The organism is Haliea sp. E1-2-M8 (genome assembly GCF_030649675.1).
GTDB lineage: Bacteria > Pseudomonadota > Gammaproteobacteria > Pseudomonadales > Halieaceae > Haliea.
Genome location: NZ_JAUTDR010000017.1, coordinates 85,057 through 99,307 on the forward strand (window position 1 = coordinate 85,057; position 14,251 = coordinate 99,307).

The following is a 14,251-nucleotide window of genomic DNA, read 5'->3' on the forward strand; positions in this document are numbered from 1 at the left end:
GGCGTCGTCATGCCTTGGGCTCGAAAGTGGCCTCGTAGGCATCGACAAAGGCATTCCGCAGGATGGACATGAAAGCCTGCCAGCCACTGATATCCTGCTGGTCGACGTTGCCACGAATTTCTATGCGCGAGGCGATGCGATTTTCCGGCTGGTTGCGGAATAGCTGTCCCAGTCCCGCGACCACGGCCTCCCACGCGGCGCTGAGCACCCCCTGTTCCAGGTCGCCCTCGAGGTCCAGTATGGTGACGTTGTCGAGCAAAGGCTTGGCGTAGCCTGCCAGCACGCCGTTCCTGGCCTCAAGCTCCAGCACAAAATCCCCGTGCCCGGACTCGAAGTCAAAGTTGGCATAGGCTTCGCTGAGAGTGTTCAGGTGCCGCAGGTCGATTCCGGTTATCTTCATCTGGAAACTGAAATCGCGGAAATCCCCGAGCGGGTCGAGCTGGCCCTCGAGCAGGGTCTCGGCGTCTTCCAGCATGATACCGGTGAAGCGCATGGCTGCCGGGTGGGCCCCCTCGCTGCGATCGACATTGGATATATTGTCGATGGCGCCGTTCAGATCGCTCAGCACAAGGTCCACGGCGGGCTCGGAGTTGAAGTTCCGGAAGTGGATGGTGCCGTCGTGGATGCCGAGCCGGTTGATTTCTATCGGTACCAGCTCTTGCAACGCTTCCTGCCAGTTGGTGCCGCTGCCAGTTTGGCCGCCGAGCTCTTCATCGTCCACAAAATTGAGTTCGGGGCGATAGAACTCGATCTCCGCAACCACGGCACCGCTGAGCAGGGCGGAGCAGCTCAGGGCCAGGTCGACCGAGTCTACCCGAAGCAGTGGAACCGGAAAGTTCGCGGAGATCTTGGTAAACTGCAGCTCCTGCACAGTGGAGGCACCGCGCCACAGATTGATTTCCACCTCTGATACATGGCCACTGTATGCGCCCATGTCAGCCATCTGGTCGTTGAGATAATCCCGCACCAGCCACGGCAGGCTGGCCCGGAATATGATCAGCATCACGGCGATAGCCGCGACGATCACGATGATGCGCAAATTACGTCCGGACGGCATCACTCACTCTGCGGTGGCTTGACGGCTGGCGCCAACGGGAGCTGCTCACGAATCCGGATTCACGGGTTCAGTTCCATGTGCGCCCGCTTCGTTTTTGCGGCCGCCCCGGATGTTGAGCGCGAACAGGCCTGCCTGTAGCGCGATCAACGCGTAGGCCGCTGCATGCCAGCCCCAGACTGTCCACAGAAGATTACTCAGAATAAACCAGCCAAAGCCCCATTGACGCCTGCGCGCTGACTGCGAACCTACCAACCATGCTGCGATGAGGGTGGCAGCCATTGCGGGCCATTGCAGGGCATCAAGGATTGGTTCCACCGGATATGTTTTCTCGGATTACGGGCCAGCTCTCAGAAACGCCCGCCGGGTGCGTGGCCGGCAGCCGTTTGACAGCCGCCGGTTGGAATATCAACCATCTCTATAATGGGTCTTCCGGTACGCACTGACTGCTGCAGCGACGATGCAGCCAACAGCTACGACCATCAACGTGGAACTGACAGGCCTTGAGCGAAGCATATGCTGTGCGGAATCCAGCGCAGCTTCCCCTGTGTCCCGCAGGCGGAGCCCCTGATGCGCGGTTTGCTGGTAGAGGGTCCTGCCGCGTTCAGCGCCGATATTGCTCAGGGCGTGGCCGAGATCGCCAATATCGCTGCGCAGGTCCGAAAAGTCGCGCTTGAGTCGTTTCATTTCCCTGCTTCCAGAATTGCTCATGATTCATGTCTCTCCGTAGTTGGTGTAAAAGCTACAGCCCCTCCTGACGGTGTCCCCGCCCGAATGCGCGCTCAATAATCAGCGTACGCCAGCGGATATCCAGCGTCTGTTCAATTACGCACATAGGCTGTGAGAGCTCAGGTACATAACTACCTGATGGACTGTGGCGGGATGGAGAGTAGAATTGTGGCGCAGGCAGGGCTTTGATCAGCCATTGCCATTGCACCCTGAGCGCAGCCTGCACCAGCGGGCGGCTCACAGTGGATCAATCGGCATCGGGGAATTCGTCCGAGGTTACGCGATGACTGGCACGAGTAATACAAGCGCAGGCAACAATAGCCGCCTTTTGGCGCGCTACGCCTGGTTACTGGACAGCAGCATACCTCTCCCCTTTGGACGCAGTATCGGGCTGGACGGCATTATCGGCCTGATTCCGGGCATCGGCGATGCGCTTGGCGCTATCTTGTCGTCGGCTGTAATTTTCGGCGCCTGGCGCATGGGCACACCGCGCTCCGTGCTGCTGCGGATGGCGGGTAACGTCGCCATTGAAACGGTTATCGGCACCATTCCCATTGTCGGCGATTTATTTGATTTTGCCTTTAAAGCCAACCAGCGCAATGTGCAGTTGTTGCAACGCTTTGAACAGGATACCGGTGCTGTTCGACGGCAGAGTCGCTGGGTAGTTGCCGCGACTGCGGCCACAGCGATCCTGTTCCTGGCTGGATTGGTCACTGGCGTGACCCTTCTTGGCATCGCCCTGGTCCGATTGCTGACAGGCGGCTGATTGTTCGCTCTCGCACAGAAGCCAACCGAATTTAGGTACAAGCTGTCAGCAAGCTTGAGCCCCGGTCTGGAACACTTGCGCGGCGCCCAAGCTTATTGCGACCACAATACACGCCAGGTACCACGGCGAAGGAGTTCACAATGAAGACACCATTTATCAAGAAGCTCGGCGCTCCGCTGTTGGCGGGAAGCCTCACTCTGAGTTTTTCGGTCATCGCGGAGCAGGGCCTGTATTCAGTTGACGAATTAATGGACGCTGACGTCTACGATTCCACTGGCGAGGAAGTCGGCGAGGTCGAAGACATCCTGCTGGGTGACGATATGTCAGTCCATGCCCTGATTATCGAAACCGGCGAGGTTCTCGGTATGGGCGGGCGTGAAGTGGTGGCGAAACGCGGTACTTTCACCGTTCGCACTGAAAGCCATGATAGCGAGTTCGATGACATTGAGTACGAAGTGCATATGGAGGCAACCCAGGAAGCACTGAAGAATTTCCCCGAGTACGATGAAGACTGGTGGACTGAGACTCGGAAAGATCTGAAGCAAGCCTGGGCCAAGACCAAGCGGAATACCAAGAGCGCCTGGGAAAGCACCAAGGAAGCAAGCGATTCTGCCTGGGACAAGACCAAGCGTGGCGCCGAGAAAATGGGTGATAAAATAGAACAAACGACTGACGATCTGTAACCTGATGCATCACGGTCGCAGGGTAGGCAACACACTATTGAGGTTCTCATGAAAACTCAGCAAACAGTAACAACAGGCTACCTGCTGCCTCGCGCAGCCACCCTCGCTGTTCTGATGGTCGTCGTGGGCTGCGATTCCGGTCGGGAGACTGACAGTATCGCCACACCGCCCGCCGCGCCCGCGCCGGAGGAACGTGCGGCGGGGGATGCCAGGCCTGACTACACTGATCGCGTTACTTCCAGTGAGATGGATCCCGACGAGATGGACCAGGGCGCCGCCAGAACATCCGGTGAAGCCCCTGGCGATTCCCAGGACGCGGAGCCGAAATCGGCGCTGGCCCAGGTCAGGCCGACGATACACGGCAAGGCAGAGGGCACTGTGACATTCGCCCTGGGCGAAGGTGGCGAAGGTGATCAGGAAATGTGGGTCACCGTCGACCTGGAGGGGCTGGAGCCGGGCCCTCACGGTATCCACATCCATGAGGTGGGTGATTGCTCGGCGGATGACGCCTCATCTGCAGGGGGTCACTTCAACCCACAGGATACCTCTCACGGCTCTCCGGACGCCGCCGAGCGGCACGCGGGAGACATGGGCAATATAGAAGCGGACGGGGATGGCCGGGTGGATACCGAATTGACTTTCAGGGGTCTGGCGTTATCCGGACCCACGTCGATACTGGACAGGGCGGTCGTGATCCACCTTAAAAAGGACGATCTGGAGAGCCAGCCTGCGGGCGACGCCGGTGACCGGGTGGGCTGTGGCGTCATTCGCGGTGAAAGCAAGTCTTCGGCGCAGTGAAGCAGACGCCATGGGGTTGCTTGATACACACGGTGAGCAGTATCCCGGCAAAGTTAGCGCTGAATTCGAGACCCGGGAGTCGGCCGAGAGCGTGATTGCGCAGCTCGCGGCGGACTCTGGCCTGAGCCAGTCCCGGGTGGAACTGGTGGTGCCCGGGGACCAGCGGCTGGGTTCCAAGGTGGAGCCAGAATCCCGCGGCATAGCTCGCACCGCGGTTAAATCCCACCTCGTCCTGGGGCTGGCATTTCTTGTGTTGGGCCTCGCGGCCGCCTGGCTACTGGTCACATTCGGTCCGCCATTGACTCGCTCCAGCCCCGTGATGGTGTTTATCGTTTTGGGGTTTTTCCCGCCTCTGGTCGGGCTGATGCTGGCAGGTGCGATCACCCTGCGGCCCGACCATGAGCCGCTGATTAGCTCAACTCGCCAGGCGGCGGAATCCGGCCGCTGGACTGTCGTTGTGCATTGCACAGAAGAAGAACAGAAACAGCGTGCCAGGGAGCTGCTCGATGTTCGGGCGGAAACACTTTAACGTCGCTTGCGGCGAAAGCGGATCGGCATGCGCTTGAACCCATCGTTGAACATCGACACCGCATGTACCGGCGGCTCCACCAGCTCGAAGTCGGTCAGGCTGGCCAGCAGCTCCTCGAAGGCGATCTGCAACTCGAGTCGTGCCAGGTGCACCCCAAGACAAAAATGGGGGCCGACGCCGAAGGTGCGGTAGTGTCGGCGCACCGGTTCGCACCGGTTCGCGCCGGTTCACCCGCACGGGCAGGGGCGCGGCGATGCTGGTGATGAAGTCGCATTCCCCCTGGTCCTGTACCACCTCGATCAATTCCCGGGCGATAGCGCGCAAGTCGTCCTCTCGCCGACGTATTTCCGGTGGCTTGAAGGCGTAGTCCACCAGGGCGCGGTTCTGCCGGTGTCGGGGCGGGTCCATCAAGTTCAGGGATTGCATCTCCGGACTCAGCAGTTCCGGGGGTGTGTCCTCCAGCGAGGGGCCGCCGGTGTTGCTGAACAGTTCCGGGTGTTTCATTACCTGGTCGATCTCGCGGCGACGGAAGACGTTCCAGTGCCCGCCGCGGGCAGAGACGGATTCCCCCTCCCAGCAGATAGCGGGCCCCTGCCGACACTGATTGAACAGGGGGTAGGGAGCGCCGTCGCGGAAATTATCCAGATCCGTCAGCTGTGCGACGGGGCATTGGGCTTGCTTGTTGTCGGTGGACATGTGGCCTCGCAACTCTGGTGGTGGGGTCGGACTGATGAACCGGGTAGTGTCTTTTCTACCGTGTAGGGGTTCGCGGGCTATGTGAAAATCCCGCATAATCTGAACAGATCACAGCAAGCACTTTTGGCGAAAGGAGATAACAATGACGCAGGATCCCGCCCTCGAGACCCTGGGCTTGCCGCCCATCGACCAGATCGGTTTTGTGGTAAAGGACCTCGACGCATGGGTGCGCCAGTTCGGCCCGGTGTTCGGTCCGTTTACGTTTATGGACGGCTCGGTACAGGGTGCCGACTTTCGCGGCCGCAGCGAGGACGTCAGGCTGAAGATCGCGTTCGGCAGCAGCGGTGACCTTGAGATTGAGCTGATCCAGTGGCAGGACGGCACCAGTCCGCACAGCGAATTCATTCAGTCAGGGCGGGAGGGTTTGCACCATCTGCGCTACCGGGTGACGGACGCCGATGCCTGGATCGCAAAGCTCGCAGCCGTCGGCTACAGCCCCTACTGGTACCAGCGCTGGAATGCCGACACGGTGTTCGCCTATCTGGAGAACCCGGACTTTCCGCTCTACCTGGAGCTGTTGCAGATGCCCGAGTCGGGCGCAGGTGAGCCTGCTAACTGATTTCAATCACCCAGCCACAGGTAGGAGTACCAGTAAAACTCACCCGTGCTTGCTCCGGTGGGCGCCGTGCAGTTGGCCTTGTTGCGCCCGGCCCGGGTCGGGGGCAGTTCGACACGGTAACGAATCTCGTCGACCGTCGATACCGAAAGTATCTCGCCATCAGCAGAAAAGCAGCTGATGGTCGGCAGATCGGAACGCGCCAACTCCAGCATCATTACGTTTCCTTCCCGTTGCTGCTCCAGGACCGGCAGGGGCTGGCTGTGGATTGCCAGCTTGAGACGCTCCACGTCGTCGTGGCTGGTCGCCATGGGAAAGCGGGGAACCTGCCGCGGGTCCGTATGTAGCCCTACCGCGCCAGATTGCTGGGCCAGACCGTGAAGGCCGCGCTTTGCCACCATGCTTTTGAGTGCCCGATTGTATTCTCCGAAGGGATAGGCGAAGGCGGTTACCTCTATCCCCAGTTCCGCTGTTATGCGCTGCAGGTTTTGGTCGATCTCCGTTTCCACCCGGCGACGCCATTGCCTGTCGTTTTCACCGTCTTGCCTCCGCACCAGATAATCATGGCTGTGGGAGTGGCCGCCGATCTCGCCGCCCATTTCCAGCAGCTTTCCCGCCTGCGGCCATGACATGTAGCCCTGCACCTCGTCGTCGAGGGGCTGACTCGCCAGAAACACGGTAAAGGGCCATTCCCGCTGGGCAAGCATCGGGGCCGCTTCGGTAAAAACCGAAATATAGGCATCGTCGAAGGTGATGGCGACGGCATTATCGGGCAGGGGATCACCCGACAGACCTTTGGACAGCAGTTCACGCAACGGTATGACATTGAAGCCGTTGTCCGACAGGTAATCCAGGTGCTGCCGAAAACGATCAGGGGTGACACTGGTGCTGGGCGGTGTGGACTCGCTGACGTGGTGATAGAGCAGGACAACGCCGTGATCAGCAGCGCCAAGTGTGGGCTGAACGGCGGAGAGTGCCACCAACAAAACGAGAAGCCGAAGAATCATGTCTGAGCCTGGGCCTCCATCTCGCTGGTAAATTCCCGATACTGCCTGATCATTGCCTTCACTTCTTTGACGTAGGCCTCCCGGCGCTCGGAATAGTAGAGCAGCCCGTCGGCCAGGGCTACGCCGGAAAGGCGCTCCTCGGCTTCCCGTAGTTGTGCCCGCAGCTGGCGAAATAGCAGATATTTGGGGTGAGTATTGAGATTGAGCATGTACCCGGCGATGGCCTCACCTACCGAATCATAGGCCTTCAGCTCGTGCTTCCGTCCGGCAACCCGGTTTTCGGGCACCACACCGCAGCCGGGATCAAAGCACCAGTGACCAAACAGGTTATTGGCCTTGACTGCAAAACGGGAACGGCCCCAGCCGGATTCCTTGGCGGCCTGCACCGCCGCCAGTTCCACGGGCACGATGTCGACGCGTTGGAGCAGGGTGGCGATCTTCATCTCCGTAGCGAAATCTTCCGGCACGCCGTAGGCATCCGCAAGCCGATTGAGCCGCCACCGATTGTAAAAGCCGATTTCCCCAGCGGCCTCGAAAGCCCTGGCTATCGTCTTTAGCCTGGACCGCTGCTCGCGCACAGCATTATTCTCGCTGGTGATTATGGGCTCCATGTAGGTAAAGAATGCCTCTTTCATTTCGACAGTCTGGTCGAACCGGGAAAAATCCGGAAGGCTACTGGAGTGATCCTTGAAAACGTACCACAGGCAGGCCAGCACCGTGAATGCCAGCCCGGCGATGATGGCCCAGCGTTTTCGCCCGGAGTGATTACTTTGCATGTTCGCTTCCCGATCCATTACCTCTCCGTGCCAGGGCGATTGTTTCGTAAATTAACTGATCTCAATGCTGCGTTTTGTTGGGTAACATAGCACACATGGTGCGTGATTCCGCCATGTGGGGAGCCATGTGTCGTGCACGGTTCATTGTATTCGTTACTCAATTCAGACAGGCCATTCGATGAAGTTTTACTCGCGCAAATGGGTCAAACCCGAAAACCTCAACCCCCATGGCAGTCTGTTCGGCGGCCAACTGCTTAGCTGGATCGACGAAGAAGCGGTGATCTTCGCCATGTGCCAACTGGGCGAGAACCGGCACCTGGTGACCAAGTTCATGTCCGAGATCAACTTCGTCAGCTCAGCAGGCGAAGGGGATATTATCGAGATGGGCGTTGAAGTGACCGCCTGCGGCAGCTCTTCGGTGACCCTGCGAGCAGAGGTGCGCAACAAGATCACCAAGCAGACGATTATTTCCATCGACCGCATTGTGTTTGTCAATCTGGATGCAGACGGGCGCCCGACGCCCCACGAGTATCTATGGCCGGGGCCGGGAGGCGAGGGGGACAACGGCTGATCGCAATATAGCGACTAAGCTTGCCTGTGTCTTCGCTTGAATTCATCTCTGAAACCTGCTTATAGTTTCTCATGAACGGAAGATTCACATGCTCTGGATAGCTACCCTGGGTGCCGCACTGTTGTTGGCCATCGAACGTGTCATTTACGTTCTGATCTGGCGTCATCCGGCAGGCTTCATGCGGTTGTGCAGCCAAAGACGGATTTTTGGGATGGACGATCCGGTGGCGGCGTTGTACCGGATTTTCCTCGTCTTCAAGTGCATTCAGATCGGCGTATTCGTTGCGTGGTGGTCGCTGTTCGATGGGCGCTTTCCACCCCTGCCGAGCGCACCGATGCCCTGGCTTCTTGTCGGCACCGGGTTGTTCCTGGCCGGACAGGTTCTCAACTTCGGCGTATTCTGGCGCCTGGGAAAGGTCGGCGTTTTCTACGGCAATCGGCTCGGCCATCAGGTCCCATGGGTGACCGGGTTTCCTTTCTCAGTGGTGCCGCACCCGCAATACGTCGGCACCATGATCTCAATCTGGGGCATTTTCCTGATCATGCGCTACCCCCACCCGGACTGGATTGTCGTGCCATTGCTCCAGACGCTCTATTTGCTGATCGCCATGCGGCTGGAACGCTGACATTTGCCTGAGTCACGATCAAACAAACGAAGCCAGCCGTTGTCTACATCTGACAAGAGTTTTTCAGGAGTTCACCATGGCGGGCGGTTGGTCAAAAGACGGTGCCGTACAGGACCAGATTGATGCAAGCCTGGATGAGGCTGTAGAACGCGCCAGGCAGCACCTGGTTAGCGGAGAGAGCGCCAGGGATTGTGTGGAGTGCGGACTGGCGATTCCCGAGGCTCGGCGCAAGGCCATCCCCGGTGTGCAGCTATGCATCAAATGTCAGGCTGAGCTCGAAGTGGGCGGGGAGCAGACCGCAGGCATTAATCGACGGGGCAGCAAGGGTAGTCAGCTCAGGTGATTCCCCGTCAATATTGAAAATTGTATTCCCGCACAATGGCGTGGGCCCGCGCCACGGTACCCTCGCGCAGGATCGGGCGGAAGCGGACGCTGCGCAGCATCCGGTAGAGGACCAGGCGGGCGTCGTCCGCTCGTTCAGCCTCCAGTTCAATATACTTGATGTCACGCGCCTCGCCCAGTTCCGAGACATCAAAGCGCACCACGGCACGGGCCTGGTTATTGGCCGGTGGCGTCATCGGGCCAGGTTGGAAGACCGGCTCACCGGGCAGCTCCACCGGCTCTGCGAACAGGGAGGCAGGGTCAGTTGCCGGGCTACCGTCCTCCGACCCCAGGGCGTAGGCGCGCTCATAGCACTGCCGGGCCAGCGCTGTCTGCCCCCACCAGGCGTACCAGTCACCCTGGGCGATCCCGGCCTCAACCAGTGCCTGTACATTGGTCGGATCCTGGCGCTCCAGCAGCGTCACGATCCGCTCCATGGTCCGGCGCCCGGTGCGATAGTTGTTCTTTTTCAGCCGGTGGAATTCGAGTTCCTCCTGGGTCGAACTCGGCATGGCATTGAGCCCGCTCTGCGAAATGTTCAGCTGGACGACCGGGCCCTGCTCACGCTCGTAGCGGGATATCAGGTACTCGGCCCGCATGCGCTCGTAGAGGTGGGGGACCTGGGCCAGGTCGTCGGCATTACCCGCCTGGATCTCATCGATCATGCCGCTGTGCAGTTTATGAATCTTGAGCAAGTGCCTGTAGGTGGCATCGCCAAACCCGTCCAGGAAAGCCTTCCGCTTCCAGTCACCATACGCCATTGCGGCCTCGGACATGGCTTCGCTGCCGGGTTGGTAGAGCTTGCGCTGAACGCGATAAAGATAGTCATGGCCTGCGTCCGCCATCGCGACCTGTCCCAGAGCCAATTGACTGACAAGCAGGTGTTCCATCAGCGATAGCTGGTCTTCGCTGTAGAGGCCTCTATTCACGCGGATGAGGTGCAGGGCGCGTTTGAAGGCGTCGATGGCAGGGCGGTGCCGCCCCGTGTGCTGGTAAGCGCGACCGAGCTCGCTCAGCGGTTCGATCAACGTCGGCGAATAGGGCCCCCTGGATGCTTGCAGCAAGTCTACTGATCGCTGGTGCTGTTCTGACAACGGATCCAGAAGTGGAGTGTCTTCCTTGACTGCGATCCGCGGGAGGCTGCTGATGCGCACAATATCCAGGCCGTACGGGGTAGGGCGCGGAGGTTCGGGTGCGATGGAGTTGTGCGGGTGCGATGCGCGCTGGCCCGCTGCCGGTAGCGACAAGGTCAACACCAGGACAATCGTCAGATAACGCATTGGCCATCCTCCCAGCCAACCGCCAGGCTGCCGCATCAGGTCCCACCCTGCTTGAAAATGGCCTCGGCGTTGAAGCCGCGCTGGTAGAGCCCGAGGGTATGTTTATACTCTAGACCAGAATTCGTTTTTGCCAAGTCAACACAGGCATTCCATGTCGTCATCAGGAAGTTGGAACCTGTGGCCTGTATAGGTTGTCGTCATCATCTGTGGCGCCTGCCAGGGCGCGGCTTGTCCTGTTCCGGGGCGAGGCTTCTTGCGTCGCTTATGGATGTCGAATTAGAATCCCGTTCACAAAAAAAACCTTCAACGCAACGAATTCCTTTATTGTCGCAATTCAAGCAGTATTTATTGCCAACCTGAAAGATAAATCCAGAAAGTTATTTGGAGATTGATTGTGTCTATTTTTGTCCCTGGCCGACAACGCGAGGTCCGAAGCGGTATACGCGTTCTCTACACTGTTGTACTACTTGTTGGCGCGATGTTTGCTCCTGTGCCGTTCCCATTTAAGGTGCCGCTGTTCGCCTGTCTGGCGCTTCTTATTGTATGGGCGGAAACGGGCAGCGTCGCGCCTGTCGGCTTGAAATGGCCAGTGTCACTCAGGTCGACGCTTCTTTGGGCCCTGGTGACGGCGCTCTTCGTAGTTTTCATCCTTGGCGACATCATCAATCCAATCATCGAGTGGCTTGCGGGCTTTGAAGCTGACCATTCCGGCTATGGAGCATTGGAAGGGAACATGGGTGCTGCCCTCAAGCTTCTGGCTTATGCCCTTGTGAGCGCGGCAATTGCGGAAGAGATTGTTTACCGAGGCTTTCTGTTGCACGAGCTGTCAGCTCTGCTGGGCACTTCATTTGCGAGCAAAGCTTTGGCGGTCTGTATCGGAGGTGTGGTGTTTGCGATTCCCCACTACGAGCAAGGTATTGTTGGAATGATTTCTATAACGCTGGTCGGGATTGGCTTTGGATTTGTATTTTTCCGCAGCGGTAGAAATCTTTGGGCGCTCATGGGCGCTCACGCCCTGGTGGATATTTGGGGTATCTTCGGCTTGTACAAAGGCTGGTAAACAGCCGTTCGATGGACCGCCAATGGATTCCAGGCTATGAGAGGCACTGGGAACGAGATTACCGAGCAATGACTGGAGAGTTTGAGATGACCCAAGATGCTACCCGACAGCAAGCGAATTCCGCCGAACTCTATCGGATGGTGACCGAAGAACATGTCTGTCCGTTCGGTCTCAAAAGCAAGGATCTACTGGAGCGACAGGGTTTGGAGGTCGAAGACCATCTTCTCGAGACACGCGACCAGGCCGAAGCATTCAAGGCCGAGCACCAGGTTGACACCACGCCGCAGGTCTTTATAGACGGTGAACGCATCGGCGGCTATGAGGAACTGCGAAAGTACTTCGGACTGGAAGTGCCCGGGGAAACAGAAGTCAGTTATAGGCCTATCGTTGCGATTTTCTCTACCGCGTTCCTGATGGCATTGGCGGTTGCCTGGGTAGCGCTGGACACCCTGTGGTCGATACGTACGCTGGAGTGGTTTGTTGCCATTTCCATGTGCCTGCTGGGCTTGCAAAAGCTCAAGGATCTGGAAAGCTTCAGTACCATGTTTCTCAACTACGACCTGTTGGCTCAGCGGCAGGTGCGCTACGGCTACGTTTATCCATTTGTTGAAACGGCGGCTGGTATTCTCATGCTGGCCGGCGTGCTGATATGGCTGGCCGCACCGGCGGCTCTTTTCATAGGCACCATCGGGGCAGTGTCGGTGTTCAAGGCTGTTTATATTGACAAGCGCGAACTCAAGTGTGCCTGCGCTGGCGGCGACTCGAACGTGCCGCTGGGTTTTGTGTCATTGACCGAAAACCTGATCATGATTCTGATGGGCTTGTGGATGCCCGTCAGGATGTATCTGCTTTAAGTGAGTGTGGGTTCGCAGCTTTTCCCTGTGGGTGTGCTGTTCTTGTTGGGAGAGCTCGGGCTCTATCGTAACCTGTTGATTATTTTAATGTATTGGTACCGGAGGCCAAGCCCCGGCGGAATATCATGTAATCGCAATTTGTATTAAAATACTATTGAAGATATGTACGAAACGAATTCCGCTGTCTAACCCTGTTTCATGCTCTATTATCAAATCTCATCTTTTATGTTGTTACATTAGTAGTATCTACGTATTTGGGTCCGGTTTTTGTGATTTGATGTTGTGACGGATGTGGTTGACCAATATTACTTCTGAGTCTTTGGGATATTTGGTTCCGGAGTTTGGGTCCGGAAAGCCAAGCTGCTGGAGAGGGCTATGCCAAAGAGAGCAAGAGAACTGACAGACGCCGCTGTACGGAGGCTGCGACACGGTAGGGATAGACCCTGTGACGGAGCGTAAGGCTCTAAAATATGTCCTGATTGCTGAACAGGCTAAGGCCGTCACCTTCAGCGACGTGGCGAAGGAGTACATCGCCAAGAAGTCTCGGAAGTAAAAAGCGCGAAGCAAGTCTACAAACTGACCCAGCAACTGGAGACCCACGCCTACCCAACCATTGGGCGCATGGTGGTGGCGGACATAGAGCGGGCTCACATCGTTAAGCTGTTGGAGCCCATCTGGACCACGAAACATGAAACTGCAAGCCGGGTCCGCCTCCACACTGAGCGCGTGGTAGACCTCGCCGGGGTTAAGGGGCTGAGGAATGGCGACAACCCGGCACGGTTGAAAGGCAATCTCGACCTAACCTTATCCGCCGGACACAAGGTAGCCAAACGGAAACACCACAAAGCGCTCCCCGTGGATGACATGCCAGACTTTTGGCCCAGATTGAAAGATCAGGACACACTGGGAGCCAGCGTCTTACAGTTCCTTATCCTCACAGCGGCCCGTCCGGGTGAGGCGAGGGATGCCCGCTGGAATGAGATCGACTTGAAAGCCAAGCTGTGGACTATACCGGACGATCGGATGAAGGGCGGCAAAACCCACAAGGTGCCGCTGACTAATGAGGTAGTAAAGCTGCTGAAATCCCTGCCGCGCATGAACGAGTACGTTTTTCCTAGCCCCCGCGCTGGTAAGCCGATCTCCGACGTTGCGGTAAGCAAGGTACCCAAAGCATTGGGGCGTGATGTGACCGCGCACGGGTTCCGCGCCACCTTCCGGACGTGGGCCCAAGAACACACCAGCTACGCCGAAGAAGTGCCGGAGCTTGCCCTGGCCCGCGTCAACAGCGACCTTACTGGTACCGCTTACGCTAGAGGGGAGCTGATTGACAAACGGCGCATCCAGCGGGCGATGTGCTGTCGAGCTCGCGGACCCGGTCTTTTGATGAGTCACCAAACTTTACATAGAAGGTGGCAATAGTGACAGCGCCGTAGCCGGCAAGCTCAGGGCTGTTCTTTCTCCGGGGCGTCAGTCCATAACCTTCCTCGCGAGGCAGATGGACGAGCACGGTGAATCGACTCGCCGGCTCGACCAACGTCCCGATCGCAGATCGGCTCAGGCCGATTATCAGATCGACCTCCCAATGTCCGGGCAAGGCACGATCTTCTACCTCAGCGGGACGGCTGGAGATCACGACTTCCTCGCTGACGTGTGCCCTTGCTTTGGCCTGAGCCCTGGCTCTCGGTACACGGAACGCCCGCCCGGTGCGCAGACAGCTCACTAGTTCGCGCTTGAGAGCGACGCACCCCTGAATATAGAGTTATTGTCAAATCTGGTGTTCAAGGGCCTGAATCAAGCGGCGGCCTGGTTTGATTCTGTTACCTCGA

18 protein-coding genes and 1 pseudogene are annotated in these 14,251 nt (G+C 58.1%); 11 read left to right on the forward strand and 8 right to left on the reverse strand.

Annotated features, from left to right (window positions below; genetic code table 11):
* Positions 1 to 7 precede the first annotated feature (7 nt).
* From Q6D67_RS14815 to Q6D67_RS14825, 3 genes are all read right to left on the reverse strand, one after another.
* Entirely contained in the window at positions 8 to 1,057 is a 1,050-nt protein-coding gene (locus Q6D67_RS14815; protein ID WP_304706442.1) for a DUF748 domain-containing protein, read from the reverse strand.
* A gap of 45 nt (positions 1,058 to 1,102) precedes the next feature.
* Entirely contained in the window at positions 1,103 to 1,336 is a 234-nt protein-coding gene (locus Q6D67_RS14820; RefSeq protein ID WP_304706443.1) for a hypothetical protein, read from the reverse strand.
* A gap of 126 nt (positions 1,337 to 1,462) precedes the next feature.
* Complete coding sequence (locus tag Q6D67_RS14825; protein WP_304706444.1) at positions 1,463 to 1,741, reverse strand: hypothetical protein; 279 nt, start codon at positions 1,739 to 1,741, stop codon at positions 1,463 to 1,465.
* Positions 1,742 to 1,949: 208 nt separating this feature from the next.
* Between Q6D67_RS14825 and Q6D67_RS14830 the strand changes: the two genes are divergently transcribed.
* The 4 genes from Q6D67_RS14830 (at position 1,950) to Q6D67_RS14845 (ending at position 4,559) form a co-directional block, all read left to right on the forward strand.
* Positions 1,950 to 2,549, forward strand: a complete 600-nt coding sequence (locus Q6D67_RS14830) for a DUF4112 domain-containing protein (RefSeq protein ID WP_304706445.1) — start codon at positions 1,950 to 1,952, stop codon at positions 2,547 to 2,549.
* A gap of 140 nt (positions 2,550 to 2,689) precedes the next feature.
* Positions 2,690 to 3,232 carry a PRC-barrel domain-containing protein gene (locus Q6D67_RS14835; RefSeq protein WP_304706446.1) on the forward strand — a complete coding sequence of 181 codons (543 nt, stop codon included), beginning with the start codon at positions 2,690 to 2,692 and terminating at the stop codon, positions 3,230 to 3,232.
* Positions 3,233 to 3,280: 48 nt separating this feature from the next.
* Positions 3,281 to 4,030 carry a superoxide dismutase family protein gene (locus Q6D67_RS14840; protein WP_304706447.1) on the forward strand — a complete coding sequence of 250 codons (750 nt, stop codon included), beginning with the start codon at positions 3,281 to 3,283 and terminating at the stop codon, positions 4,028 to 4,030.
* 10 nt (positions 4,031 to 4,040) lie between these two features.
* Positions 4,041 to 4,559, forward strand: coding sequence for a hypothetical protein (locus tag Q6D67_RS14845; protein WP_304706448.1), 519 nt, complete (start codon positions 4,041 to 4,043; stop codon positions 4,557 to 4,559).
* On the opposite strand, the gene Q6D67_RS14850 is transcribed toward Q6D67_RS14845, so the two are convergent.
* Positions 4,556 to 4,762 carry a cytochrome P450 gene (locus tag Q6D67_RS14850; RefSeq protein WP_304706449.1) on the reverse strand — a complete coding sequence of 69 codons (207 nt, stop codon included), beginning with the start codon at positions 4,760 to 4,762 and terminating at the stop codon, positions 4,556 to 4,558. The genes Q6D67_RS14845 and Q6D67_RS14850 overlap by 4 nt on opposite strands.
* Before the next feature lie 635 nt (positions 4,763 to 5,397).
* Between Q6D67_RS14850 and Q6D67_RS14855 the strand changes: the two genes are divergently transcribed.
* Positions 5,398 to 5,874 carry a VOC family protein gene (locus tag Q6D67_RS14855; protein WP_304706450.1) on the forward strand — a complete coding sequence of 159 codons (477 nt, stop codon included), beginning with the start codon at positions 5,398 to 5,400 and terminating at the stop codon, positions 5,872 to 5,874.
* Between the two features lie 2 nt (positions 5,875 to 5,876).
* Here Q6D67_RS14855 and Q6D67_RS14860 read toward each other — a convergent pair whose 3' ends face one another.
* Positions 5,877 to 6,878 (reverse strand): polysaccharide deacetylase family protein, encoded by a 1,002-nt coding sequence (locus tag Q6D67_RS14860; protein ID WP_304706451.1) that lies wholly within the window; start codon positions 6,876 to 6,878, stop codon positions 5,877 to 5,879.
* Positions 6,875 to 7,654 (reverse strand): glucosaminidase domain-containing protein, encoded by a 780-nt coding sequence (locus Q6D67_RS14865; protein ID WP_304706452.1) that lies wholly within the window; start codon positions 7,652 to 7,654, stop codon positions 6,875 to 6,877. Before Q6D67_RS14865 ends, Q6D67_RS14860 begins: the two co-directional genes overlap by 4 nt.
* Positions 7,655 to 7,832: 178 nt before the next feature.
* Here Q6D67_RS14865 and Q6D67_RS14870 point away from each other — a divergent pair, with 178 nt between their 5' ends.
* The 3 genes from Q6D67_RS14870 (at position 7,833) to Q6D67_RS14880 (ending at position 9,193) form a co-directional block, all read left to right on the forward strand.
* Positions 7,833 to 8,225, forward strand: a complete 393-nt coding sequence (locus tag Q6D67_RS14870) for an acyl-CoA thioesterase (protein ID WP_304706453.1) — start codon at positions 7,833 to 7,835, stop codon at positions 8,223 to 8,225.
* An 88-nt stretch (positions 8,226 to 8,313) separates the two neighbouring features.
* On the forward strand, positions 8,314 to 8,850 hold the full coding sequence (locus Q6D67_RS14875) for a methyltransferase (RefSeq protein ID WP_304706454.1): 537 nt from the start codon (positions 8,314 to 8,316) through the stop codon (positions 8,848 to 8,850).
* Positions 8,851 to 8,926: 76 nt separating this feature from the next.
* On the forward strand, positions 8,927 to 9,193 hold the full coding sequence (locus Q6D67_RS14880; RefSeq protein ID WP_304706455.1) for a DksA/TraR family C4-type zinc finger protein: 267 nt from the start codon (positions 8,927 to 8,929) through the stop codon (positions 9,191 to 9,193).
* Between the two features lie 7 nt (positions 9,194 to 9,200).
* On the opposite strand, the gene Q6D67_RS14885 is transcribed toward Q6D67_RS14880, so the two are convergent.
* Positions 9,201 to 10,511, reverse strand: a complete 1,311-nt coding sequence (locus Q6D67_RS14885) for a tetratricopeptide repeat protein (RefSeq protein ID WP_304706456.1) — start codon at positions 10,509 to 10,511, stop codon at positions 9,201 to 9,203.
* A 394-nt stretch (positions 10,512 to 10,905) separates the two neighbouring features.
* On the opposite strand from Q6D67_RS14885, the gene Q6D67_RS14890 reads away from it, so the two are divergent.
* From Q6D67_RS14890 to Q6D67_RS14900, 3 genes are all read left to right on the forward strand, one after another.
* Complete coding sequence (locus tag Q6D67_RS14890) at positions 10,906 to 11,571, forward strand: CPBP family intramembrane glutamic endopeptidase (protein ID WP_304706457.1); 666 nt, start codon at positions 10,906 to 10,908, stop codon at positions 11,569 to 11,571.
* Between the two features lie 86 nt (positions 11,572 to 11,657).
* The gene (locus tag Q6D67_RS14895) at positions 11,658 to 12,425 is read left to right on the forward strand and encodes a MauE/DoxX family redox-associated membrane protein (RefSeq protein ID WP_304706458.1); all 768 of its coding nucleotides are present in this window, start codon (positions 11,658 to 11,660) and stop codon (positions 12,423 to 12,425) included.
* An 864-nt stretch (positions 12,426 to 13,289) separates the two neighbouring features.
* Complete coding sequence (locus Q6D67_RS14900) at positions 13,290 to 13,844, forward strand: site-specific integrase (RefSeq protein ID WP_304706459.1); 555 nt, start codon at positions 13,290 to 13,292, stop codon at positions 13,842 to 13,844.
* Here Q6D67_RS14900 and Q6D67_RS14905 read toward each other — a convergent pair.
* Positions 13,840 to 14,184 (reverse strand): annotated as a pseudogene (locus Q6D67_RS14905) (transposase); the annotation flags it as partial. The gene Q6D67_RS14900 and the pseudogene Q6D67_RS14905 overlap by 5 nt on opposite strands.
* Positions 14,185 to 14,251 lie beyond the last annotated feature (67 nt).